This is a genomic window from Aminipila sp., assembly GCF_032051575.1.
In the GTDB taxonomy this organism is placed as follows: domain Bacteria; phylum Bacillota; class Clostridia; order Peptostreptococcales; family Anaerovoracaceae; genus Aminipila.
On record NZ_DAMBYD010000004.1, the window covers coordinates 121,185 to 144,373 of the forward strand.

The following is a 23,189-nucleotide window of genomic DNA, read 5'->3' on the forward strand; positions in this document are numbered from 1 at the left end:
AGAAAACAAAAATGTATGTAAATCTAAATTATATTTATATCATTGGTTGTTATTAATACTTTTCGTTATAAGTATAGGTGTTTGGAGTTATATTTATTCAAATATTAATATTCAAATGAAATTTCCAGCAAGTATAGGTTATTTAACTAATCGCTTTATACTTTTGCTGATGCTTTTGTTTTATATTTATAGTATTTATATATTTTTCTTCGACAGAAAAATGAGGTGTTATTATCCAACATTAATTAACCATTATCTATCCATGATAGCAGTATATTCTAAATTAACCATTATTGGTGCACAAATAGATTTATCTATTTCACTTTCACTTGTTGAAATTTTAATTGATTGTATAATTTTGTATTTCTCAGGGCTGTTCTTAACCTATTTGTGTTTGTATAGTTATAAAAAATTTATTTTAAAAATTTGAGGAGAAAAAATGAAAAAAATTAAGTAGTTTAACGTTAATTCTAATAATGACAACCATTTAAGGGTACATATACAGATAGTAAGCTATACAATAAAATCAGAGTATGAGTTAAAGATTTATATGAATAATCTTACCTCAATACTCTGATTTTAATATGTGGGGGTGATAAGAATATTTAATGTTATTATGGCTGTAGGAAATGCCGAAATTGAAGATACCATATCTGCCATGCCAAATATCAGCAGGGCTGAAAGTGTTGACAGTATCGATTTAATTGAAGAAATTCTGACCTATGAAAACTATGATTACATCATTGTAAATACACTTTTATCTGCTAGGAAAACAGCAAAGCTTGCGGATTATATTGAAAATAGTATGGACAGTGAAGTAAAGCCTAAAATAATTGTACTAGTTGAAAGCCTTAGTGATAAGAAGCTGACGGCGCAGCTTGTAGGGCTTGGCGTAAATGCTTTTGTTACGTTTAATGAACTTAGTCTGGTTGGACGGTATATGGAGCATTATCCAGATAACTTTGATTTAAGTATGATAGCCAATAAAAATTCAAAAGCGGATATTACAGCTACGAGAGTAGTAAATGGAACAATCAGTATAGGAGTGTTTAATTTAGATAATGGAGCAGGTGCAACAACCAGCTCTTTAAAATTGGCCGAAGAAATTGCAAACTGCGGGTACCAGGTGATCTGCCTGGAAATCGATCAGGAAAACTTCTGCAGCATAAAAAAGAAACCTAAAAATCTGGAACTTATAAGTACTGGTATAAAGGAGAAGGACACCATACTGCAGCTGGCATTTGGAGATAACTCCTATCAATTTATCATTATAGATTTTGGCAGGCTATTCAAGGTCAATATGGTGGGAGAGTTAATATCTGCTAATCAACAGCTCCTGGGTGATTTCCTACGGTGCAATTATAAAGTAGGTATGTGCTTTGCATCACCCTGGCACAACGACAAGATGAACCTATTCTTAAAAAACGACTTATTTCAGAGTGATTTGTTTAATAATCAGTTGTTTTTATTGGCTTCAGGTAATGGGGAATCTGAGAAAAATCTAATAGAAGACTATCATGAATTACCAATAAACAGAAGAGATGAAATGCGGGATTTTACTGAAGGCTTTAAGAGAATACTTGGCATTAGTGGATTTAGCACAAGAAAAGAAAAAAGAAAGAGTATATTTAGGAGGAAAAGGTAAAATGCGAAAAGTACATAAAGAAAGGCTGATAGGAGCATCTGGAATAGTTTTAATACTGTTTACAGTGCTTTTTTTCTTTGGATGGGAGAGTATCGGAAGGGAAGCTTTTACTTACGATTCTGTCATTGTATTTAAACAGGATGTGCAAAAAGGAACAATAATTGATAAAAATATGCTGGGTGTAATAAAAATAGAAAAAAGCAGTTTGATAAAGGGTGTTATTCAAAAGCCTGATTTAATCCTTGGCAAGCGCAGTAATACTTTTATTCCAAGAGGGCTTCAGCTCTGCCAAGAGTTTTTCAGTGATTCAGAACTTGTAACCGGAGAAGGAAATAACATTTTAAGTATTCCTATGGAGTGGATATATTCCTATCCGCAAACCATCAGGCGTGGTGATTTAGTTTATTTTTACGGTATTGATAAAGCCATGAGGGAAAATAACGCTGACGGGATGGAATCTATTGCAGCAGGGAGTGATAAGCCCCTTATATCGGCAAAAATTGCCTATGTGAAGGATTCCAGCAACAGAGAAGTTATAGATGTTACACCAGATAGAATGGATGGATCTGCGGCTGTAAGTAATATAGAAATTGTTATATCCGAAGAAAAGTATGAAATTCTTAAATCTACGGTAGAAGCAGGACAAATATTTGTAATGATGTATGAGTAAGGCAGGTGAAGCAAATGTTAATCGTATATTTTGGTGCAGATGCAGGATGCGGATGTACCATGCTGGCTCAGAGTACTGCCAATTATGCAGCACGTAAATATCCAGATAAAAAGATTCTGATACTTTCTCTTAGTGGATACGTGGGAGGTGAATATGCAGAGACTGAGTTTAATTACGGAATAGATAATCTCCAGGTAAAACTAAAAAGTGATGTACTTACTATAGAAGAAGTGGAGAGTATGTGCAGCATAAGAAAAAATTTGTATATGCTTCAGGGCAGCAGAATCCTGAAACAGAGAAAAGAATATATGCCGGAGGACATAACAAGGCTTATGAAGCTGTCAGAAAAAAAGTTTGACTATATCATTGCGGATGCCGGCTGCTCTGTGGATTTAGGTATGGGATTGGGAGCCTTAAACTGTGGAGGCAGAAATCTTCTGGTAACAACACAGAGCCAGAGAGCTTTTACAAGACACATGCAGAAAGAAAATATATTGAAAACACTGGGGATACAGTTTAGTGATCTGATAATAAATAAATTTATTTCCAAGCATTTTCTTCCATCCGAAAAAGTAGTAAGAGATAGTTACAAATTTGACAAATGCTCCGTTATTGAGTATTCAGATTATGGGATGCAGGCAGAGGAAGAGGGAAATGGTTTGGAGCATTTAGATAAGGCATATAAAAAGCAGATAGAGGAAATTTTAGAAAGCATATTTTATGCTGATAGCCAAAATCATCCCTTTATTTTAAAACACGGAAGAAAGAGTATATTTCCCAGTCTGGAAATGTTAGGAGGAAAAAGATATGAGTGAATTTGACATTATAAAATATACAGAAAATAAAAGAAAGGGGTTAGAGACAATCCTTAAAGAAGGGAATTTAGAAAGCTTTAAAGAATTATGTGACAAAGTACGAAAAATACTGGATGAAAGAGAAGGGTTAGAAGCAGTAAAAGATGAGGCTCTAAGAAGGCATAACAAAGCACTTCTTGGAAATAAAGCAGAAGTAAGTTATTACATAAATAAGATACAGCAGATTTTAGAAGAAAAAAGATTATCAGCGGGATGGTTTCCGGATTGGTACAAAAATCTTGCAGAAGCCATATACCATGAAGGATATGGCTTTGCAGGTTTTGCAAATTGGATGGACGATGACGGAAACTTCATTGAAAGCTCAACCTGTAAGATCATAGGGGAGAGAATTTATAATGACGTAGAGGGTGTGCTGCAGCTGCAAAAACAGACTATAGACCGAGAAAGATTTGAAAAATTAAGAACCACACTTCTAAATGCTGACCCTAAAAAGCTTAAGTCCGAAGCATACCATGAAATATACTCACTAGATGGTAAACGTATAACCATATATTACGACTCAGGTATGACAAAGGCCAATCAGCCAACCATAGTTTTCAGGCGTTACCTTAACAACGTTTCTTCCTTTGAGGCTCAGGCAGCAAGGCATACTATACCAGAAGAAGCAATATTACTATTTATGCAGATGGTTAAATGTGGGTTCAATACTGCATTTATAGGACCGGTAAAATCAGCGAAAACAACATTCCTGACTGTATGGCAGAGCTATGAAGACCCCACCATGGAAGGGCTTCAGATTGAAACAGATCCTGAGATTCCGCTGCACCTTATTATGCCAAAGGCTCCCATCATGCAGCTTGTGCCCACAGGTAAATATATGAAGCAGGTGATTACAACGGCAAAGCGTTCAGATGCGCAGTATGTCGTACTGGGAGAAGCCAGAGATGGGGAAATGATGAATATTGCAGTTGAGGCAGCTAACATGGGCACAAGACATTCAAAGGTAACACTTCATACAAGTGAAACCATTGATTTCAGTTTTGATGTTGCAGATAAGATTACCAGAGCCTGTGGAGGCGACTTAGGGTGCAATATGATTAAGGTTGCCAAAAGCTTTCATTACATATTCAATTTTTTCAGCCTGCCAAGGGACAGAAAGCAGAAAAGGCTTAAAGGTATTTGGGAGATGAGGTATGATAACGAGCAGATGCGAATTACCATGCATCAGATATGCAGATACCGCATTCTTGAAGATGACTGGGTATGGTCCTATGACATAGGAAAGGATAAAACGGAAATAGGGACAGAGGAAAACTACGAAGCCTATCAAATATTTGAAAAGGAATTAAAAAAATTATCAGAAGCCCTTCCGGATAATGAAAAGCATGTATGTGATCCTGCATTTTTAAAAATGTGGAGGAAACTGTAACATGGATAGGATTGTATTGCGCTTCATGTGCCTGATGACCTGCATAGGTCTATTTTTAATATTTAGAGGAAAAATACTTTACTTTATAAAAAGTATTTCATTACCTAAAGTAAATCAGAGAATAACAGAAAGCAGAATCAAAAAGCACATAGGCCAGATATTTAAAGTGATAACCAACGGAAAACATATAAAGGAAAAGATGCGGGCATTTGTTTTTCTATCGTTTTTAATCCTCATATCCATGAGTATTGTAATGTTCAGAGCCTTTAGCTATAAGGGAGTTTTAATAGCGCTGGTAATGGCTTTCATGCCGTATGGATATGTACGGACAAAATTATTTATAAAACAGGTTAACGGCTAATTTGAAGGAGAAACCCTTATAGCTGAGTTGATAAATCAGTATAAGATATCCGATAAGAATATTTATGAAACGATAGATAAATGTATTCTGGCACTTAGTGATTCCACTTTATCAAAGAAGGCCCTGTTTCAATTAAAATTGAAGCTAAATTCTTATGTAGGGGATGATGAACTGCGGGAAGCTTTGAAGGATTTTACTGCTAACTGGGATACGATTTGGGCAACAATGCTATCAGATAATATATACAATGCTGTGAAAGAAGACGTTGATATTCTTCAAGGACTTGAAAATATAATGGAGCAGGGAAAGGAAATCACCAATTTTATAGAGGCTGATAAGAAAGAAGGAATGGAAACAGAGGTTATGGTGAAAATACTATGCCCTCTGTTTTCTGTTCTGATGCTTTTTATGGCTAAAAATATGGTGGGGTATTCGTGGAATACCATTTTAAAATATGAGTTTGTAGAGCCGGCAGGACTGTTCATTTTTACCTTGCTGGTATTTCTGGCAGCAGTTAACCTTATGGTTTTTCCTGTTTTAGGAAAACAGAAATATGATTTTTAGGAGGGGAAAAATGCACATTACAACGGGATATTATACGGTTATCGTGATTATGTTTTCTGCCGGAGTATATCTGACGTGCAAGGGATTTTTGGGGGACAAAAGCATGATGCCCGTACGTTACAGAGACGGCCCTGCCTATAGGGTTAGAAAAATAAAATCCATACTGATGGATAAGAAACAAGATGATCTCTTTGCATCGGCAGGAATCAATATGAATATAGAAAAGTATAATCTCATACGAAAGGTGGTAATCGTGGGGCTGTTATTATTAGGAATATTGAAACTGATGCATGGTGATATTGTGACAACACGTAAATTTCTTGTGCTGGGATTGTTTCTTTATTATCTCACCTATCCCAAAGAAATGGTACATGGCAGAAAAACTCTTTTTTATATCATCATGACTAGACTTAAAAAAAGAAGGGCAGAGATGATGGACGAGGAGTTGACAGGTATAATCATGCAGATGAAAAACATCATTATATCAAGCGGTGAAGATATATCTGCAAATTACATATTGACGCGGCTAATACCGTTTACCAAACTGACCAGAAAGGCATTTATATCTGCACTTAGGTACATCAGGCAAGGGGAAAATGAAACAGCTACAACAAGCTTTGAGGAGACCTTTGGGACAAAACTGGGAAGCATGTTTGCAAACGTACTTGTTAAGCTTGACGAACTTCCTGCGGAGGAGTTCAGGGAACAGTTAAACGTGATACAGAAAAAGGCAGAGTCAGATCGAAGGACAAGAAAAAACAAGAAAATGACAAAACTAAATACCATCCGCTATATGTTTGCTTTGGCAGAAGCATTTATTATAGCGGGAAATTTTATGTATTTAATTGTAATTGATTCAATGAAAACATTGGAGTTACTTAGATAAGAAAAGGAGAACAGCGATGAAAGGTATAACTTATGATGTAATTGGTTTAGCATTACTTGCAGTATTAATTCTCACATTTGTAATCGGGAAAAATTCAGATTCCATACAGGGAATACTGACCAGTATTGCACACTCGAATGTGTCTAAACTTGGCAGTTTGATGTAAATATGAAAGGGTTTATATTTACATGTATAGGGCTGGGGGTCATAGCAGCGGTATTTATTGTTATATCGGGACCTCTTTTTAATACCGGTTCTGAGGTTATGACAAACACTGCAACAGCAAGTGTAATGATTCCATAGGAGGCAGCTTATGAAGGAATGTTTGGCGTTTTTTATCTGTGTTGTTCTGATTGCTCCGTATCCGTGTCAGTATACAATTCAGATGGTAAACAACACTAGAATGGACAGAGTAGAAAATATAGTAAATACTGCAAAGGAGCAGGCAAGGTAGGCAGGATATTTCACGACAGCGATAACAGATAAAATGATTTCGGATATTAAAGATGTGGGTTTTGATGAGGATGATATAACTGTAAATGTGACAAAGGTTCCTAAATACAGAACAGAGACTTTTGATGACAGGGAACTAATCAACTATGAGGTAGGAGTTAAAATCAATAAAAAAATAGCTGCAAACAAACTGTTCGGCATATCCGATGAGGAAAACCAGGGGATATATATAGTTCATGGAGCTGTAGCCTCAGAAAAACTGTCAGTGTAGATGAAGGAGGTAACAAATGAAATTCCTATTATATTTCTTTGGAATATTTCTGATTTTTTCAGCCTTCTCCATTTACCAGGTAGACAATGACATTTATCTATTGCAGCAGGAGCAGTTAAAGCATATTTGTGACGACTGCTCCGCAGCAGCAATGCTGTATTATGATGAAGATTCTTTTGCCAAAGGAGATAAGGTATTTAATAAAACTGCGGGAAATGATGCGATTGAATATTTAATCCAAAATGATTTTAAGGATCAGCCCAAGGAATACCTTACATATTACTTTGAAGGTGATGGGACCATGACAAGATATAACGGCAGTCAGTTGGTAGGAGAGGAGAAAGGAATAGAATACCCCTATACTTTTGAAGAAAAGCTTACTGGATACAAAAGCCTGGTAAGTGAGCCTAGAGTCATAGTAACCATAGACATGGGAGATTATGATTATAGGCTGACTTTTATGCGTGATCAGAGATTGATTAGAACATCAGGATATGAATATGTTGGAGGGTAGAATGGATGGTTTAATTATATCAATCCGCATTCAAAATCTGAAAAGATAAATTATCCCTTTAAATTTAAGGAACAACTAAACGATTATGAAAATACAATAACAGAACCAATGGTTGTTGTAACAATAGATGCTGGTAAGTTTCAATATAGAGGAATTTTACCGGATGCAGAAATGATTAGAACTTCAGGATATGAATATGTTGGAGGTTAAAATGAAAAAACCAGAATATATGGTTATCAACGATGGGCCACAATTTACACTATATAGAAAGCTTTTTAAGGGTGAGTATATTTGGTATAGAGATGAATTATACAGGCTTAGAATGTATAAGAATGAGCTATGGCTTAAATTAGATACAGATGAAAACAAAGAGATTTTGGAAGCTAAAATAAAACAAAATGAACTTGTGACAAGGAGGGCCATCGATAAAGACTTGCGTTTTTAATGAAAATGTGGATATAATAGATAAAAGAGCCGTAGTAATGACTGGCTCATAAAAAGAGATAATTAATATCAAAAACCGCTCTTTGGTCGCCAAACTCACAGAGTAGTTTTTGCTTTATTTGAGACTTACAATTGTAAAAGGAAAAAATTCGTTACTCTTTTTTCTAGGGGAATGCTGTTGTTAAGGTTACAGATATGACTTTATTATATAAAAGACTTGCATTTTTAATGAAAATATGGATATAATAGAGAAAAGAGCCGTAGTGATAGCTGGCTCAATGAATAGAATAACGAGTTAACGAAAAACCACTCAAGGCGCCAACCAGAAGAGTGGTTTTTGCTTTATTTGAGACTTACAATTGTAAGCACTAACATTGCAAATGTTATCATAAGCATTAAAGCTTGATAAACACTCATGGCTTTTCTCCTTTGTAGATTTAAAAGATGTATCCATGTACATCACCTCCAAGGGATACAGAGCCAGCCACCACTCTTTACGACTCTTTTCATGGTAAATTGTAACAGATTTCTATATAAATTTCAATGACTACGAAATCTTTAATCAATATTTGAATCGACAAATATAAAGGAGAAATGGATCACCGCCTTTGCATTGGTGGTTAGCCCGAAAGTCAGACTTAAGCCATCTAAATTTCTAATTTAGGTGGCTGTTGCTATTTTTGAGCTTGCATAAGGTAATAACCCTAACTACAAACATTAGTGTTCATCTGTTGATTTTACGGAATTAAATCGAATGAAAAATGGGTACAGTAAAGTCAAGAAAATGCAATAAGAGATATATAGCCCAAATGATAAAACATGACTTATGGCATGGTTAGCTGGATGGAATAAAACAGGAATTAATAATAATATAATAAATATAAAGCTATTGATCCTAGCAATTTTGTGTTTGGTTCCGCAAAGCTTGCAAGGAATATAATTATGTAGAAGAGAATTAACCCATTTTTCTTTATAAGTAAATTTATGACCGCACTTGATGCAATTTTGACTTTTCATATCTACTCCAATCTGTCGTAATGACACCTTATGATTATTTTTGATCTTTGTTTTCGACTTGTTCAGTTATTGGTTTTATATTAAATCGAGCAAAGACTGGGTACAACAAGAACAATATAACTAAATATAAAAGAATAAATGCAATTAAGGGCACCTCATGGAATTTACAAATAGGTCGTTCAAGTAAGACTAACCCAATAAATAATAAGGATAGTAACAATTTGCTAGTAAATGTAGTTCTATACTTGGCTCCACAGATTTTACACAAAACAAAATTATGCGTTAAACAAGTAAAGAACTTTTCTTTATAAGTAAATTCATGGTTGCATTTAATGCACTTTTGACTTTTCATTTTTACTCCAATCTCTCCAAACGATACAATAAACATTATGTTTGAACAATTGTATTGTATATTATGCACGATGGATTTTCAATGAAATAGAAAAAAGTTAGGTATCAAAACTATAATTTAAATGTAAAATATTTACATATAATAAAAAGCAATGTATAATGCAAATATGGAATAAAATGTAAATAGTACATTGATAATTAAATAATAAGCAGAGGGTTAGAACGATAAACACTCATTGTTGGATATCATTGAAAATTCACATAAAAACGTACATAATGAAATACAAGGAGGTTGATATTATGCAAACAATCAATGTTACAAGTGCGAGAAATAATTTATTTAATCTTATAAATGAAGTAAATGAGAGTCATGAGCCTGTACAGATCCTTGGAAAAAAGGGAAATGCTGTAATCATTTCAGAAGATGATTGGCGAGCTATTGAAGAAATGCTGTATCTTCTGTCTGTACCTGGATTGGCAAAATCTATAAAGGAAGGGGTAGAAATGACTATAGACGAATGCATTCCTGAAAGTGAAGTGAATTGGTAGAAATGATAGGAAAATACTTGCATTTTTTATGTAAATGTGGATATAATAAAGAAAAGGATTACCGCTTTTGGTATGGCGGTTCAGTCCAAAACGATTAACGTGAATACACAAGGAAACAATGGCTACAATAAAAAAGAGCTACCGATGAACGGTTGCTCAAAATATGGTTTTTAAATTAAACGTCCTATTGTTGTGCAGGACGTTTAATTATTTTTTGAAATAATTAACTAATTTCCTTTAATACTAACCCTGATAATTTCAGGGTTTTTAAATATCCAAAACAAACAAGCATTAACATTGAGAAGCTTGTCATTAGGATGAATGAATGATAGAGGACAAAGAAATAAAATAACCACTTGACTATGCACGCATATAGGTATATGGTTAAAGTATGAATAATATAAGAAATTTAAGAAAAAAGAATAATTTAACTATAAAACAACTTTCAGAGCAATCTGGTGTACCATACAGAACGATACAAGGCTGGGAAAGAGGTGAAAGGCTTCCGAGAGATGTGTACCAAATACATAAGGTTGCTAAAACGTTAAACGTGCTAATCGAAGAATTAATTGATTTTGAGGAGGAAAATTAATGAAGAAATTAGTAAGCGTATTATTAACAGGAGCCTTGCTGATAGGAGCTGCAACTGTAGCTTATGCAGGGAGCAGTAATGCGCAATCTGCGGGAAACGCAAAATATAACGATCTTAAGAATACCAACTGGTCTTATGAAGCAGTAAATACCATGAGCCAGAAAGGTATTGTTAAGGGATATAATGATGGAAGTTTTAAACCAGGTAATGTTGTTACTTATGGTGAGTTTATAAAGATGGCCCTTATTGCATCTACAGGGCAGGATGTCGGAAACAGTGCAACAGGCAATTGGGCGAAAGGATATTATGATAAAGCCTTGGAACTAAAATATTTTGGAAGTACAGACATTAAAGCAGAGCAGTTAAACAATCAGATTTCTAGAAGTGATATGGCTCTTATTATTTCATCAATTTTAGGAGATAAAAAAATTGATAACTATGATAAACTGGAAAGTAGTTTAAAGGATGTAAATTCCACGGTGAAACATGATTATGACATCATAAAATCCTATGCAAGCGGAATTATAACAGGTTATGAGGACAGTACCTTTAGACCAGATAAAACACTGACAAGAGCGGAAAGTGCAACGGTTATATATAGGCTTGTTGATGAAAGTAAAAGGGTTCTGCCTGGAGAAAAAAAGGAAGAAGGGAAGTCAACATCCGGAACCGACATTGCTTCCGTTATAAAGAATTATAAGACGTATGAACAGGAAGATATAGACTTAGGATACGGAAGCCTGCTAGCTGAAGCCACAAGCTATGAATTTGTAAAGGATATGTTAGGATATAAGGTGACCAACGGTGGAAATGGGAGGTATTCTTGGGTTGAAATTAATGGAGAACCAACAACTAAATTAGGTTGGGGAAATATGTACCTGATGAAAGATAATAACATAGTAGCCTTTTCAGGTGATGGTCAATATAAATGTGATATAACAACTATCCAGTACTTTGTATTCCCAAGATATAAGAATATAGATCATGTAATAGGCATTATGCCAAATCCTTTATATAAAGGAAAGTAGCTTAAAAAAGAAAAGATAGGAAAACACTTGCATTTTTTATGTAAATGTGGATATAATAAAGAAAAGGATTACCGCTTTTGGTATGGCGGTTCAGTCCAAATACAGTGATTTGAGAAACCGTCTAAACCGAAAAGGAATAGGCGGTTTTGCATTTATTTACGCTTGTGAATACACAAGGAAACAATGGCTACAATAAGCAATCCGAACTGAAAGAGTTCTGAATGTGTGACCATAGCATCACCTCCTTATAAGGAAGTGACCGAAATCCGCCAAACGGCAATCCATGTAAATAATATATCAAAATAGGAAGTAAAAGACAAGGAAAAAGGAGGAATCCTGATAAATGACAAACAACTTAATAATACGAAAAAGTATATCTGTACTTTTAATGATTACCCTGATTCTTTCGGGGTTTTTTATTACCCCAAATCAGGTAAAAGCACTTACTGTAGAAAAAAAGGTAACCAAATATCACCTGGATATAGGGGTGCAGCATATATGGGGAACAGAAGATAAGAAGGGTAATATCATCTGGGATGATGGTGTTGGGCCAAATGGGACAATGTACGATGTGAATACCAGTATAACATTTCCTAAAGAGGTATCTAATGTAAAGGTATATCAATATAATGCATCTAATTTCAAATGGGATGATAAAGAACATTACACCAGCAACGTGGAACGTAAACCATATTTTGATGATAATTATAAGGATTATGCATCAAAATATATAAACGTAACCAATTATTGGGCAAGCGGTAAAACAGTCAGTTTTTCATACAATGCAAGCATGAACAGTATAAAAGAATATGATTTAGCATATAAGTTAGACCATAAGCAAATTGATGAGGTTTTCCGCCTTATGGCCGGGCCTAACTCTGACAATCCGGAAGCCGATGTAGCAAAAAACTTTCCAAGTCTCTACTCAAAGCTGAATAAAGGAAGAAACGGAGTAGATAAGAAAGTACATGCATTTATGTATTTCACTCCCGTTATAATTCAGTATGATGTGAAAGAAATGGTGGAAATTCCAGACCCTGATCCTGAAAGCATTATTGCAGATTTGGAAGTGCCTAAAGAGGCAAAGATGAATGAATCCTTTAATGTTGTGGATGCTTGCAGAGTAGGGGAAAAAACAGTACTAAATTATGCTGAGGTATACAGAACGGTAGGTAATGGAACAAAAGAATTAATAGCCACCTGGGAAGGAACAGGAGCAAAGGGACAAAATACAGGGCAAAGTATAAGTCAGTCTTTTGCAGAACAATGTACCGTAACCTATGAAATAAAAGGTGTTACCGTTAATGGATTAACAGACACAGCGACAAAGACAGTAAATATCATAGATGGCAGAGAGATAGAAGCAAAGGCAATATTAGACCTTGATAAATATACTTATGAAGGCTGGCCTGCAGATGCAGAAGACTGGTCTGAATTTACAGTAGATGGAGTAAGATACTCTGCCCAGCGTGCATATGAAGAAAAAATTGCATCGAATAAATTTAGAACAGAGGGTGGAACTGTAAAAAGAGACGGATATAATGCTATCGTAACCTATCCCAAGAGGGGAACGTATCCGGTTAATTTGGAAGTAACTTTAAAACCAACAGGGCAAAAGCTTACGGACACCAAAACTATTGAGGTTAGAAAAACTCCTTATGTAACGGATAGTTTGGGAGGGGTTCAAAAACAGAATCGAAAGCAAGTACTGACCTTTAATGTGGCCACTTATCCGGATAAACCACTTGTGGACTATGACATCACCATAAAGGATTTAAAGAGTAATGAACTTATTAGCCTGACTAAGGCAGCACCGCAGGAAAACGGAGCATGTATCAAAACAAGAACAGTCAAGAGCCAAATAAAAGACCAGTATTGGACGACTTTAACTGTAGAGTTTTTAACTAAATATCCACGGTACGATTTAACCGGGGATGCATCGCAACGATTCAGTTATCGGATAAAGGTAACTGACAGCAAGGGAGATTCCGATGATGCATACAAGGAATTTGATGTGGTTCCCGATAAACCTCCCGTGCCGGCAATCAATATGCAGACTGCGTTTTTAAGGGCAGAGGGAACCAATACAGCCAAGCTTGAAGCAGCAGACGGAAGTCAAAGTGATGGTGATCAGCTGCAACGAACCTGGAGCATTGTAAATCACAACCCGTTAGACAATAAAAAGATGGGTGATTTTGTTAATGCTGCTACAGTAAATGGTTATGAAAATTTAGCTTTTGGTACAAATCAGACCATAGGCTGGAATAAAGAGGGGGTAGGGAAAACAACGGTTAAACTCCATGTAAAGGATATCTGGACTGAACCCACCTTGGAAGAATACATAAATCCGTCAGATTATTTAGAAGCAGAAACCACAGCAGGAACAGAGGTCATTAATATTGCTCCTGTTGTCAGCATAGAACCATTAGAAATGCTTAAGGCGAATATTGCCATCATGGTTAAGGCCAGTGAGTATCAGACGGTGCAAAATCAATTGAACAGTCTCCAGGCAGCACTGATTGAAAAAGGCATAGATGGAAATGTCTCTTTAGTGAAACTGGTGGATGGATCAAAAGAGGGACAGGCAACAGTAAATGTAGATAATACAGCAGGTGGTGGGGCAAATAATTGTGATTCAGAAATGATGTATTTAGTTCATGGAGGCGACAGTAATTCTTTTAAAATAGCAGCTTATGACAATGATACGGCAAAAGAAGTATGGAGTTATCCTATTGGTACGGATAATGTTTCCAGTATCTATATAGACAGGAACCGAGAAAAATATGTTGTTGCCAATCAAACGGTAAATGGAACTAAATCCGCCATCATTCTTGACCGAAACACCGGGGCATATCTGACAAGGATAAAAGGTGTTTTTTTAGACGGTGAAGTATTTTTGAGCAATGATGAGAAAAGGTTATACTGTGCAAATGGCACAGGGATATATCGGTTAGACCTTAAAACAGGGCAATACAAATGTGTAATCAGTGATAATACCATTGCTCAGCCTCGCATGAATAAAGGAAAGATAGGCTATGCTGCAAAATTGGCAGACAGCCTGTATTATATAGGCAGCTTTGATATGTCCTCAGAACAGATTAGTAAGAATATTGCTCCTGTTTACAATTATCTTTCTAAGCCGAGTTTAATGGGAGGGGGAGTCCCAGCTATAAAAGCTTGGAGTAATGACGGAAAAATCTTAATCCAGAGACAGGACTATAACTACAATAGCGATTGGGGAGGAGATTTATGGCTGGTGGATACCGTAAATGCTTGTCAAAAACATATATACAGCAAGAATGCCCACGGATATAAGATAACAGGAGGAATGGTTTTAGATTCCGGAGGAAACTGCTTTTATGTGGTGGCAGCGCTAGGACATTCTGCTGAAATGTATGATTTGCATGGAAATCTGATTGCGGAAATTAGCGGAAGCGGCAGAACTGAAAATTATCTGGATAAAGGCTATTATAACAGGGAGAAAGATACAATCTCCATATATGAGGGAGGATTTTATGGAAAATCAGCCATTTACGACTTAAAAAGCCAAAAGTGGATAAAAGATTGGAGCACCAGCACCCTGGATTCCTATACCGGAGAGATAACCCTGCATGACAACGGCTTTTATTCCTTTAACAATGGATATAATGGAGGGAGAAGAAACAACTTTTATTATCTGTATTTTAAGAAATATAGAACTTCTCCGGATGATATTGCGCTGAAAGCCTTGAAAAGAACTGTTTTCCTTGATGAGGAAAATAGTTATGCAGCCTTTATAGGTACCGGGAAGGAAGAGTTAGCCAATACCAATGAGTATCTGAAAAAGACTGGAGCCAAAAGCGCCGATATCAATACAGGCGCAGGTGAAAAGCTTGCAAGTCTTGCGGAAAAAATAAGGGCATTAGGGGAAGAAGCGGGATACCGGCTCTGGTTAAAGGGAGATAAAGAGAATCCAGCCACAGTGCAAAAAGGAATAACCCTGCTTCTTGGGAAGAAATATGAATATAGCTATGATATGCAGGTACTGTCAGGACCGGCTATAGACACTTTTACTGTCCAGCCCACGCAGGATGCAGAGTATGGTACAAGATATTATAAGGAAATAATCTATCAAAAGGATTTTAGCAGTTGGGGAAATGGGAGAAATGAACCTTCTGGAACAGGAAAAGTGGTGTTTACCCTTGAAAAAGATGGATATGCGGAATTTACTATGAATAACGACTTTGATTACAATGGAAATTACGGCAGGACAATCATGCTGGATGGACAGGGAATTGCAGAGCAATGTGAACGTGGAGGTTATGAGGCGGTATCTTCCTACATTGTATTCTTAAAAGCAGGGACCCATACCTTATCCTCTGATGCAGGAAGAGGGCGCAGTGTAATTAAGACAATTGAAGCCGGTTACATCTCAAAGGAGGATAATGCCTTTAACCCAAAGGATATGAACCTGCAGGAAGGAACTCAGACACCCGTGACAGGAACCTTCACGTCACCGAAAGACTTAGCTTATGTAGAGCTTAGCAGAGATTCCAGAAGGGCGTTAAATGCACTGACCGGTATAGAGTACTTAAAATTAGGAGAAAGTTATAATCAGAAATGGGCCAATAACGGAGATGTTATAACCTCATGGTTTCCTGATGGAGAAGCCAGAAGAAGTCAATATTTTAGTATAAGTGCTCCGGCCGATAAAATGTTGATTGCAAGCTGGGATTCCGATTGGGGTTCCGGTTCCATTGATAATCCGGACAGTTCCGAAGGAAGACTTATAGGAAGCAATGTTCTTTTAGTAAAAGCAGGAAAGACGGTTACTATAAATTATTATAAAAGCACTAAATACAGAGAATATCAAGGAGTGACTTTGAGTAATTTTAAAATACTGCCCCTTTCACCTGACGAATTTGGGGGACTTTCTTCTGCCGTTGTGGTCGGAGGGGCTATGGCTTGCGGAGGGGGAGATAACTCAAAAAAATTAGGACTTACCTTCCATGAGGCTGGAAAAGAATTTGTTTGGATTGATACCACATCAAATCCCGTTACGATAAAAAGATGTAAAATAGCTGAAGAAAAAGACAGAAATACCATAATAGGATTTAGCAGCATAAACAGTAACAATAATTTAAATATTCTGATCTCTAATCTGAGACTTAAAATGATAAATGACGGGAATGCCAAGGGGCTGCAGTTTACTGAAAAGTTTGCCTATGAAAACAGTCTTGCTGGATGGAACGTGCAAAGCAAAGGAAGTGGTATAGCCGTCATGAAACAGGTAGAGCCAGTTAAAAAGAAAGAAGATGCACCACTTGTCTATAAAAAAGGACAGTTAGTATCCTATAAAATCTATTATTCAGATTACGAGAATGATAAAAGCAAAAAAGAATATTGGCTATATTCTCATATTCCTTATAACGATGGAGAAAATCCAGATGCAGCCATTATTTATGATGAAGACGGCAGCATAAAATCCATCTGCGGGCAGGCCGTTACAACAGGAGCAGTGAACATTGACGAGGCTTTAAGCATAGCAAAAGCAAAGGGTCTTAAAATATTAGATAAACCGATAGATCGATTCTATGTGGATGGCAAATATACGGTTTATCATTGGCAGTACGATGATACATCAAGAGGATTAATCCCTGGGGGTTATTCGACCTATGATAAAGTTTCCAACACAGCAGAGCTAACCTTTTATGTTGAGGGCAGTGCCACAGCACCCTGGATAGCAGGAATTAGTACAAGTCCAGCAAAGGTAACAGAAAACAACTACTTTAGCATTAATGTAGGGATAGACGATGTGGAAAAGGACATTTTGAATCTTACAACAGAGGTTTACAAAGATAGAAAACATATATTTACCCATAGAAAAAAGAATATAAAGCCTACAGATTCTTTGGGAGAAATATCTGTTAATGGCAAACATGTAGATGGTACACCAGCGGTAGGGAATATAGTTTATCCAGTCACCGATACGGGAGCATTACCGGATAAAGCACAGGCGGGAACCTATGAAGTGGTATGTACTGTAAGAGATCAGACAGGAGCTGGAATGGGAACGTACAAATTCATAGTAGTTTCAGAGGGGAAAATAACGGGGCAGGTTTATCATACGGAGCAGTGGGAGATAAACCGTAAGAAGTATAATTTAAACCGTTTCAAAGATGAGATAAACCGAAGTGTTCCCTATGCAGAATATATGAAGTTAAAAGTGCCAAGAGCCAGAGGAACAAATGTATTCTGGTCAGGTGAAAAGTTTATGCTAAATGCCGAAGTTGCAGGATCACCCGAAAAGGTTACGTGTAGCATAAATGGAACAACCTATAAGGCGAATATGAAAAACAGCGGGAAGAAAAACACCGCAGGGGAATCCATTTATACAGGAAGTCTTTGGGACAGATCGACGATCAATAAATGGGGAAGGAAAGAACCTGTTGAGCTGACCTTCACCTTTACAGCTTACTATAGCGGCGGCACTATAAAAAGACATGAAGTGAGGGTGATAGTAGACAATATGGATGACTACTGGAAGCTGCATCGAGCGTTTTAAAAAAAATTAAATAGGTATTGTTTAAAGGAAGATTTTAAAGATAAATTTAGAATCTTCCTTTTTTCATTTTTTGAAAGGAGTAAATCATGGCAAAGAAAGAAAAGAAACATCAGCTGGTGGATATATTAAGAGTTGAGGGAATTATGGCACAAGGGTATGGTTTAAACCCTAAGATTGTTATGCGAGATAAGCGATTAACTCCTGAAGCAAAATGTATTTATAGCTATCTGGCTAGTTTTGCAGGTGGAGGAAATCAGGCTTTTCCAAGCAGAAACATCATGCTGGAAGAATTACAAATGTCAAAAGATAGATATTATAAACACCTTAAATATTTAACAGATGCAGATTACATAAGAGTTGAACGTACCAAGAACAGTACTGGAACCTTTGACAAAAACATTTACACAATAGTGGCACTACCCAATCCAGTAGTTGCAGATGAAAATGTTCCTGAAGATATGAAGAAAAATGAAAACACAGAAAACCAGAATAGCAAACCTGCGGGAAGGCAGAAAAAGTCTGGTATAAAAAAATTACATGTTAAAGAAAGAGCCAGTGTAATGGAGCTTAGACAAAGGCTGGATATTGATAATTTAAAACTTTGTGATCCAGATCATGCAGAACTTATAGAAGATATTTTTATGGCAGTAGAGGACATGAATATTTCAGAACAGATATCGATAGGGGGTAATGTTAAAAAGAGAGAGGCTATTGAGGGCCTCTTAAATCAGCTTACTGCCGACCATATTAGATTAGTCGTACAAATTATGGTAAAAAACAAAAAAACGCTTATAAACCGAAAATCTTACCTTCAAACATGTATTGCAAATAGTATTTTCGATATTCGCAATAAAAATAAAAATGAAGAGTTAATTATGAAAACAAAAGAGCAGAAAGAAGCCGATGAAAAAGAACAAGTAGAAAAGATGGAAGCAGAAAAGCAGGAACTGATAAAAGCATATAAACAATATCCTGAATTAAAACAGTTAGATGAAAATATTACAGAGGTCATGAAGAAAGTTTCTAAAGCAGTATTATCTGGTAATGAATTACTACTTCAATCATTAAAAAATGAGAACGAAAAGCTTCTTACTAAAAGAACGGAATTATTAAAGAGAAATGGCTTGAAACTGTCTATTTAGACCATGTCCTTAAAATAAGGACACGGAGCAAAACGTTAGAATTTCAATATGATTGCCATGTCCTTAAAACAAGGACACGGTGAAAACGTTGAAATTACCCATGTCCTTGTTTCCCGTACACGGAAAACAAGGACACTAATAGAAACAGTATTACTAGAAACAGTATATATATATTATTATTATCTATTACGTTACTACATAAATAACTTTAATTATATTCATCATTCATCTTCTTTAAGGGAAAAGGGAGGCGGATAAAGAACATCTTTTAGCAGTAATGGTTAGAAATAGATGGGCAGTCAGCGGGTAAAAGGATATAATAAGTATTAGTAGAATTATCTGAGGTCGGAAATGGTTCCCGGCACACTCTGTAAAGAGTACCTGAGATGATGGATACACCGCCCATCCTTATAATTCTACTTTTTAGTTGTTGAGATTTGTAAGATACATATCGTATTTAACAAATCTTTTTTTATTTTCTAAATTTTTATCAAGATATAGTGAATTTATAACAAGATATAAATATCGATGAATTTATTGATAATTACAGAATCCGATTTAGATCAGGTTGAAGGCTAATATTTGCGAATTTGGTGTAACAGTATTTTAATACTTGAAATTTAGAGAGTATGACTTTGTGATTGCTAGATATGATCTATTGAATGGCATTCTGCTGAGACTATAGCAATAAGTCTGGCGATTTGATATTAGATACTATGAGGACAGTCAGAACCTTTTAAATAAAGGCGGCTGTCCTTATCAATGTGACATTATTGTACATTAAGTTCGAAAATTTCCTCAACGGGTGTGTGTAAGAGCTTGGCAAGTTTCATAGCTAACTCTAAAGTTGGATTATACTTATCGTTTTCAATTGCATTAATCGTCTGGCGAGTTACACCTAGTTCATTGGCAAGATCTTCTTGACGCAACCCTATTTGTTTGCGAAGTTCCTTAATTTTATTTTTCATCTTTGCCAAGCTTCCATTTTAAATATTGACTGATTGCCAAGAAAATTAAATTTTGAGTCATAAGCAGTAGGAACGCAGGAGTGTTAAAATCACCTTGCTTTACATAGTCTAATATTGTCCATGTAAACAAGAATAAAACAGTATAGAACCATGCCCATTTTATTGATGTAAGATTAATTGCCATTTCCATTTCATCCATTCTTTTCATATAGTTAGTCTCCTTTAAATAATAAATAATTTGCCAAGAGCAAGAATAATAGCAGAGCAAGCTGTGGTATAGAATAAAAACTTCTTCATAATATTTCCCCTTTCAAAACAAAGGAAACCTATAGAATTCAGGACCTTTAATGGGACTTTAACTCCTGCCGTTATCCAGGCAAATGTAAAATATGCTGCAGGATTTATAAATGCAGCTGAAAGGTCAAGAACTAAAAATAATGAAAGTTTTAATGTTACGGATCATGACAAACGGCGGGGAGGAATCATTAACAGTTATGCAGCAATGGAAAATAATCAGTAAAATAACTCTATTATGAACGTTCTTGATACAGTCTGTTCTAGGAAAGAGGATAAAGAACACCTTTTAGCGGTAATGGTTAGAAATAGGTGGACCCATAGGTAATAATGTTATAATAGGAATCGGAGATTATAAGAAAAAGGAACTTTTTTAGGTGCCTCTGAAATTTCAGGGATAACTCCAGTTACGGAGTCTAGGGCTTCCAGACCCAATAATACTTACCCTCCCTTGTCCCCTTGGCCGTCAGAGGATGTGATTCCAGTAGAGAGACTTATCAGTTGAGGGTGTGGTTCGGTTGCCAAACAGCAGGGAAATCAACATGAGCAAGCGAAAAGAAGAACTGATTTATGTGGGTATAGACCTGCATAAAGACTCTCACACAGCAGTTATTTTAGACTGCTGTAACATAAAATTCGGCAAAATTACCTATGTCAATACACTAGCTGAATTCCCAAAGTTGATTAGGAAAGCGAACAAGTATTTCACTGAAAAGAAACAATCTGTTTACGGATTAGAGAACGCTTACGGCTACGGTCGAGGGCTAGCAGTCGGGTTTATTTCTAAAGGTTTGATAGTCAAGGATGTGAATACTTCCTTTGCTCATAGACAAGACAAATGCCGAGCTATGTATAAAAAAGGTGACAGTGATGATGCAGAAGTCATCGATTAGCTATTCTAATTATGACTAGAAGAACAAAGAGATAAAATGTCGATTAATAGAAAAAAATAGAAAATAGTAAATAGTTAAAAATATAAATAGTAAGGTATAATTATTACAAGGTCAGGGGGGATGCCTAATGGGGGAGTAGAAAGGCACAAATTATTGTAATAATATGAAAATTTAAGCTTAATTCTTAAATTAATCTATTTTTTTATGGAAAACGAGAAAGAAGGTACACTATGAAAAAAAGAAAATACATTATGATTTCGTTCACTTTAATTCTTTGTCTGCTTTTCTCAACAGCAATAACTTTTGCAGGAAACAGGAGTCAAAATAATCAAGTTATTCAGACTAGCGCAGATTCTTTTATTGCAAATGGTGAAGAATATACCATCGAAAAACAAGAATGTAAAACATTAACCGAAACTAAAATGTATGATAGTCAGAACAATCTAGTTGGACATATGAAGTATGATAAAATTAATGGAAAATTATTTGACTTACTTGAAAATAAAGAAATCTCATCAAAAAACATAGAAAAATCAAATAAAAGATTAACGAGGAAAATAGATTCAGAAGGATATTCTTATCAAGGTAGTTATCAGATAGATTTGGGTTATGTAGCAGGCACAGCATCGCTTATATTAACACTAACAAGCGGTGGCATAGCTTTAGGCCAAGCAATTGCAATTGCAGGTGCAGTTACTACATATGGGGCTTCCTTTATATATATAAAAGGTGAGTTATGGACAAAAACCGATACTCAATTTAATTATGTGAAAAAAATTGAGAACGTCTATGAAACGGTGAGTGAAAAAAATCATAAACTAGGAGGACCTTTTACATACCGTCAAAAAAAGGCAGTAGACGCTGCTTGATATAGTGTAATAATCATAAAGAAAAACTGAAGAAAAAACTTAAATAAATTAACTTAATTTTAGCATTGAAGTTTTGAAGCATGATAGGTATCAAAGCTGCATATTGGATAAAGCTAGAAAATACTTCCAAGGAAGGGGAGTATTCTCTAGCTTATTGTAAATTGTACGTTGATTTAGGCTAAACAGTACAATAATTTTTTAAAAGGTTTGGAGGTTTAATATTGTAATTTAGAAATACATTAAGAGTTCAGATAAAAAGAAAAAGTGAGGATATGGGATGAGAAAAATTCGTTTCACAAGCCAAAAAAACAAAAAAATGATAAGTAAATTAGTATGGATTTGGGGAGTGTCAGCTATAATATACAATATGGTGCTTATTTCAAAATATTTCAATGAAGAGAAACCTTGGGAGTTTGGTAGTGTGTTAAAGGAAAACAATACACTTTTAGCTTCTCTGTCGGTTCCTTTTGCAATTTGTTTGGCAGTGAAGCTGATAGAGTTTTTTATCATACGTTTTAATTTAGGAGAAACTGTGGCAAAAGATAAATTAGTTTTGTCTTGGTTGATTGAGCATTTTTATATCAGTTATAAAGCCGATCAAGTTGTGCTAAAAGATGAAACAATCTTACTAATATTGCAGTTTATATTATGCATATTTGGATTTTTTATTCAACTAAAATGGTATAGCATAGGTATGATAGGAATACTTCTTTACTTGTATCTTTATATTTCATTAAATTTTCAGGATATTAAGAATCTTTTAAAAAAAGTTTATGATTTATAATTAGAAGAGTAAATTAAAAACTGTTTTGAGTGATGTATATTAAAAATATAAGCTTAAGACAGTTTTTTTATTATTATAATAATTAAATAAAACATTTTGTACTTTG

25 protein-coding genes are annotated in these 23,189 nt (G+C 35.4%); 21 read left to right on the forward strand and 4 right to left on the reverse strand.

Annotation, left to right across the window (positions count from 1 at the left end; all coding sequences use genetic code 11):
- The first annotated feature begins 592 nt into the window (after positions 1-592).
- The 13 genes from RTW14_RS06520 (at position 593) to RTW14_RS06580 (ending at position 8,053) form a co-directional block, all read left to right on the forward strand.
- A complete protein-coding gene (locus RTW14_RS06520; protein ID WP_312648897.1) occupies positions 593-1,645 on the forward strand; it encodes a hypothetical protein in 1,053 nt (350 codons plus the stop codon).
- A 1-nt stretch (position 1,646) separates the two neighbouring features.
- The gene (locus RTW14_RS06525) at positions 1,647-2,315 is read left to right on the forward strand and encodes an SAF domain-containing protein (protein WP_312648898.1); all 669 of its coding nucleotides are present in this window, start codon (positions 1,647-1,649) and stop codon (positions 2,313-2,315) included.
- 14 nt (positions 2,316-2,329) lie between these two features.
- Entirely contained in the window at positions 2,330-3,130 is an 801-nt protein-coding gene (locus tag RTW14_RS06530; protein WP_312648899.1) for a hypothetical protein, read from the forward strand.
- The gene (locus RTW14_RS06535) at positions 3,123-4,559 is read left to right on the forward strand and encodes an ATPase, T2SS/T4P/T4SS family (RefSeq protein ID WP_312648900.1); all 1,437 of its coding nucleotides are present in this window, start codon (positions 3,123-3,125) and stop codon (positions 4,557-4,559) included. Before RTW14_RS06530 ends, RTW14_RS06535 begins: the two co-directional genes overlap by 8 nt.
- Before the next feature lies 1 nt (position 4,560).
- A complete protein-coding gene (locus tag RTW14_RS06540; RefSeq protein WP_312648901.1) occupies positions 4,561-4,920 on the forward strand; it encodes a hypothetical protein in 360 nt (119 codons plus the stop codon).
- 27 nt (positions 4,921-4,947) lie between these two features.
- The gene (locus RTW14_RS06545; RefSeq protein WP_312648902.1) at positions 4,948-5,484 is read left to right on the forward strand and encodes a hypothetical protein; all 537 of its coding nucleotides are present in this window, start codon (positions 4,948-4,950) and stop codon (positions 5,482-5,484) included.
- A gap of 10 nt (positions 5,485-5,494) precedes the next feature.
- Positions 5,495-6,370: a hypothetical protein gene (locus RTW14_RS06550; protein WP_312648903.1), complete on the forward strand. Its 876-nt coding sequence runs from the start codon at positions 5,495-5,497 to the stop codon at positions 6,368-6,370.
- Between the two features lie 16 nt (positions 6,371-6,386).
- Complete coding sequence (locus tag RTW14_RS06555) at positions 6,387-6,536, forward strand: hypothetical protein (protein ID WP_312648904.1); 150 nt, start codon at positions 6,387-6,389, stop codon at positions 6,534-6,536.
- A gap of 2 nt (positions 6,537-6,538) precedes the next feature.
- Entirely contained in the window at positions 6,539-6,673 is a 135-nt protein-coding gene (locus RTW14_RS06560; protein ID WP_312648905.1) for a hypothetical protein, read from the forward strand.
- A 10-nt stretch (positions 6,674-6,683) separates the two neighbouring features.
- Entirely contained in the window at positions 6,684-6,824 is a 141-nt protein-coding gene (locus tag RTW14_RS06565; RefSeq protein ID WP_312648906.1) for a hypothetical protein, read from the forward strand.
- Positions 6,825-6,857: 33 nt separating this feature from the next.
- The gene (locus RTW14_RS06570; protein WP_312648907.1) at positions 6,858-7,094 is read left to right on the forward strand and encodes a hypothetical protein; all 237 of its coding nucleotides are present in this window, start codon (positions 6,858-6,860) and stop codon (positions 7,092-7,094) included.
- Between the two features lie 16 nt (positions 7,095-7,110).
- Positions 7,111-7,608: a hypothetical protein gene (locus tag RTW14_RS06575; protein ID WP_312648908.1), complete on the forward strand. Its 498-nt coding sequence runs from the start codon at positions 7,111-7,113 to the stop codon at positions 7,606-7,608.
- Between the two features lie 211 nt (positions 7,609-7,819).
- The gene (locus RTW14_RS06580) at positions 7,820-8,053 is read left to right on the forward strand and encodes a hypothetical protein (protein WP_312648909.1); all 234 of its coding nucleotides are present in this window, start codon (positions 7,820-7,822) and stop codon (positions 8,051-8,053) included.
- Positions 8,054-8,394: 341 nt separating this feature from the next.
- Here RTW14_RS06580 and RTW14_RS18815 read toward each other — a convergent pair whose 3' ends face one another.
- Both RTW14_RS18815 and RTW14_RS18820 read right to left on the reverse strand, forming a co-directional pair.
- On the reverse strand, positions 8,395-8,469 hold the full coding sequence (locus RTW14_RS18815; RefSeq protein WP_442871565.1) for a putative holin-like toxin: 75 nt from the start codon (positions 8,467-8,469) through the stop codon (positions 8,395-8,397).
- A 300-nt stretch (positions 8,470-8,769) separates the two neighbouring features.
- Positions 8,770-9,069 (reverse strand): TIGR04104 family putative zinc finger protein, encoded by a 300-nt coding sequence (locus tag RTW14_RS18820; protein ID WP_442871563.1) that lies wholly within the window; start codon positions 9,067-9,069, stop codon positions 8,770-8,772.
- 651 nt (positions 9,070-9,720) lie between these two features.
- Here RTW14_RS18820 and RTW14_RS06585 point away from each other — a divergent pair.
- The 5 genes from RTW14_RS06585 to RTW14_RS06605 all read left to right on the forward strand — a co-directional run bounded on the left by RTW14_RS06585 (position 9,721) and on the right by RTW14_RS06605 (position 19,275).
- Positions 9,721-9,969: a type II toxin-antitoxin system Phd/YefM family antitoxin gene (locus tag RTW14_RS06585; RefSeq protein WP_312648910.1), complete on the forward strand. Its 249-nt coding sequence runs from the start codon at positions 9,721-9,723 to the stop codon at positions 9,967-9,969.
- A gap of 391 nt (positions 9,970-10,360) precedes the next feature.
- Positions 10,361-10,561, forward strand: a complete 201-nt coding sequence (locus RTW14_RS06590; RefSeq protein WP_312648911.1) for a helix-turn-helix transcriptional regulator — start codon at positions 10,361-10,363, stop codon at positions 10,559-10,561.
- Positions 10,561-11,589 carry an S-layer homology domain-containing protein gene (locus RTW14_RS06595; RefSeq protein WP_312648912.1) on the forward strand — a complete coding sequence of 343 codons (1,029 nt, stop codon included), beginning with the start codon at positions 10,561-10,563 and terminating at the stop codon, positions 11,587-11,589. Before RTW14_RS06590 ends, RTW14_RS06595 begins: the two co-directional genes overlap by 1 nt.
- Positions 11,590-11,932: 343 nt before the next feature.
- Positions 11,933-18,133 carry a YncE family protein gene (locus RTW14_RS06600; protein WP_312648913.1) on the forward strand — a complete coding sequence of 2,067 codons (6,201 nt, stop codon included), beginning with the start codon at positions 11,933-11,935 and terminating at the stop codon, positions 18,131-18,133.
- An 86-nt stretch (positions 18,134-18,219) separates the two neighbouring features.
- Positions 18,220-19,275, forward strand: coding sequence for a helix-turn-helix domain-containing protein (locus tag RTW14_RS06605; RefSeq protein WP_312648914.1), 1,056 nt, complete (start codon positions 18,220-18,222; stop codon positions 19,273-19,275).
- A gap of 770 nt (positions 19,276-20,045) precedes the next feature.
- Here RTW14_RS06605 and RTW14_RS06610 read toward each other — a convergent pair.
- Both RTW14_RS06610 and RTW14_RS06615 read right to left on the reverse strand, forming a co-directional pair.
- Complete coding sequence (locus tag RTW14_RS06610; RefSeq protein WP_312648915.1) at positions 20,046-20,243, reverse strand: helix-turn-helix transcriptional regulator; 198 nt, start codon at positions 20,241-20,243, stop codon at positions 20,046-20,048.
- A complete protein-coding gene (locus RTW14_RS06615; protein WP_312648916.1) occupies positions 20,233-20,451 on the reverse strand; it encodes a hypothetical protein in 219 nt (72 codons plus the stop codon). The genes RTW14_RS06610 and RTW14_RS06615 overlap by 11 nt, the downstream gene beginning before the upstream one ends.
- Positions 20,452-21,055: 604 nt before the next feature.
- On the opposite strand from RTW14_RS06615, the gene RTW14_RS06620 reads away from it, so the two are divergent.
- From RTW14_RS06620 to RTW14_RS06630, 3 genes are all read left to right on the forward strand, one after another.
- Entirely contained in the window at positions 21,056-21,430 is a 375-nt protein-coding gene (locus tag RTW14_RS06620; protein WP_312648917.1) for an IS110 family transposase, read from the forward strand.
- Between the two features lie 230 nt (positions 21,431-21,660).
- The gene (locus RTW14_RS06625) at positions 21,661-22,299 is read left to right on the forward strand and encodes a hypothetical protein (RefSeq protein WP_312648918.1); all 639 of its coding nucleotides are present in this window, start codon (positions 21,661-21,663) and stop codon (positions 22,297-22,299) included.
- Between the two features lie 277 nt (positions 22,300-22,576).
- Positions 22,577-23,083 carry a hypothetical protein gene (locus RTW14_RS06630; RefSeq protein WP_312648919.1) on the forward strand — a complete coding sequence of 169 codons (507 nt, stop codon included), beginning with the start codon at positions 22,577-22,579 and terminating at the stop codon, positions 23,081-23,083.
- Positions 23,084-23,189 lie beyond the last annotated feature (106 nt).

Coding starts and splice junctions, on each gene's coding strand:
- RTW14_RS06560 (WP_312648905.1), top strand. CDS start 6,539: ATGAAAGGGTTTATATTTACATGTATAGGGCTGGGGGTCATAGCAGCG.
- RTW14_RS06580 (WP_312648909.1), top strand. CDS start 7,820: ATGAAAAAACCAGAATATATGGTTATCAACGATGGGCCACAATTTACA.
- RTW14_RS06595 (WP_312648912.1), top strand. CDS start 10,561: ATGAAGAAATTAGTAAGCGTATTATTAACAGGAGCCTTGCTGATAGGA.
- RTW14_RS18820 (WP_442871563.1), bottom strand. CDS start 9,069: ATGAAAAGTCAAAATTGCATCAAGTGCGGTCATAAATTTACTTATAAA.
- RTW14_RS06540 (WP_312648901.1), top strand. CDS start 4,561: ATGGATAGGATTGTATTGCGCTTCATGTGCCTGATGACCTGCATAGGT.
- RTW14_RS06605 (WP_312648914.1), top strand. CDS start 18,220: ATGGCAAAGAAAGAAAAGAAACATCAGCTGGTGGATATATTAAGAGTT.
- RTW14_RS06570 (WP_312648907.1), top strand. CDS start 6,858: ATGATTTCGGATATTAAAGATGTGGGTTTTGATGAGGATGATATAACT.
- RTW14_RS06625 (WP_312648918.1), top strand. CDS start 21,661: ATGAAAAAAAGAAAATACATTATGATTTCGTTCACTTTAATTCTTTGT.
- RTW14_RS06555 (WP_312648904.1), top strand. CDS start 6,387: ATGAAAGGTATAACTTATGATGTAATTGGTTTAGCATTACTTGCAGTA.
- RTW14_RS06600 (WP_312648913.1), top strand. CDS start 11,933: ATGACAAACAACTTAATAATACGAAAAAGTATATCTGTACTTTTAATG.
- RTW14_RS06630 (WP_312648919.1), top strand. CDS start 22,577: ATGAGAAAAATTCGTTTCACAAGCCAAAAAAACAAAAAAATGATAAGT.
- RTW14_RS06590 (WP_312648911.1), top strand. CDS start 10,361: ATGAATAATATAAGAAATTTAAGAAAAAAGAATAATTTAACTATAAAA.
- RTW14_RS06535 (WP_312648900.1), top strand. CDS start 3,123: ATGAGTGAATTTGACATTATAAAATATACAGAAAATAAAAGAAAGGGG.
- RTW14_RS06565 (WP_312648906.1), top strand. CDS start 6,684: ATGAAGGAATGTTTGGCGTTTTTTATCTGTGTTGTTCTGATTGCTCCG.
- RTW14_RS06610 (WP_312648915.1), bottom strand. CDS start 20,243: ATGAAAAATAAAATTAAGGAACTTCGCAAACAAATAGGGTTGCGTCAA.
- RTW14_RS06550 (WP_312648903.1), top strand. CDS start 5,495: ATGCACATTACAACGGGATATTATACGGTTATCGTGATTATGTTTTCT.
- RTW14_RS06615 (WP_312648916.1), bottom strand. CDS start 20,451: ATGAAAAGAATGGATGAAATGGAAATGGCAATTAATCTTACATCAATA.
- RTW14_RS06585 (WP_312648910.1), top strand. CDS start 9,721: ATGCAAACAATCAATGTTACAAGTGCGAGAAATAATTTATTTAATCTT.
- RTW14_RS06575 (WP_312648908.1), top strand. CDS start 7,111: ATGAAATTCCTATTATATTTCTTTGGAATATTTCTGATTTTTTCAGCC.
- RTW14_RS06530 (WP_312648899.1), top strand. CDS start 2,330: ATGTTAATCGTATATTTTGGTGCAGATGCAGGATGCGGATGTACCATG.
- RTW14_RS06525 (WP_312648898.1), top strand. CDS start 1,647: ATGCGAAAAGTACATAAAGAAAGGCTGATAGGAGCATCTGGAATAGTT.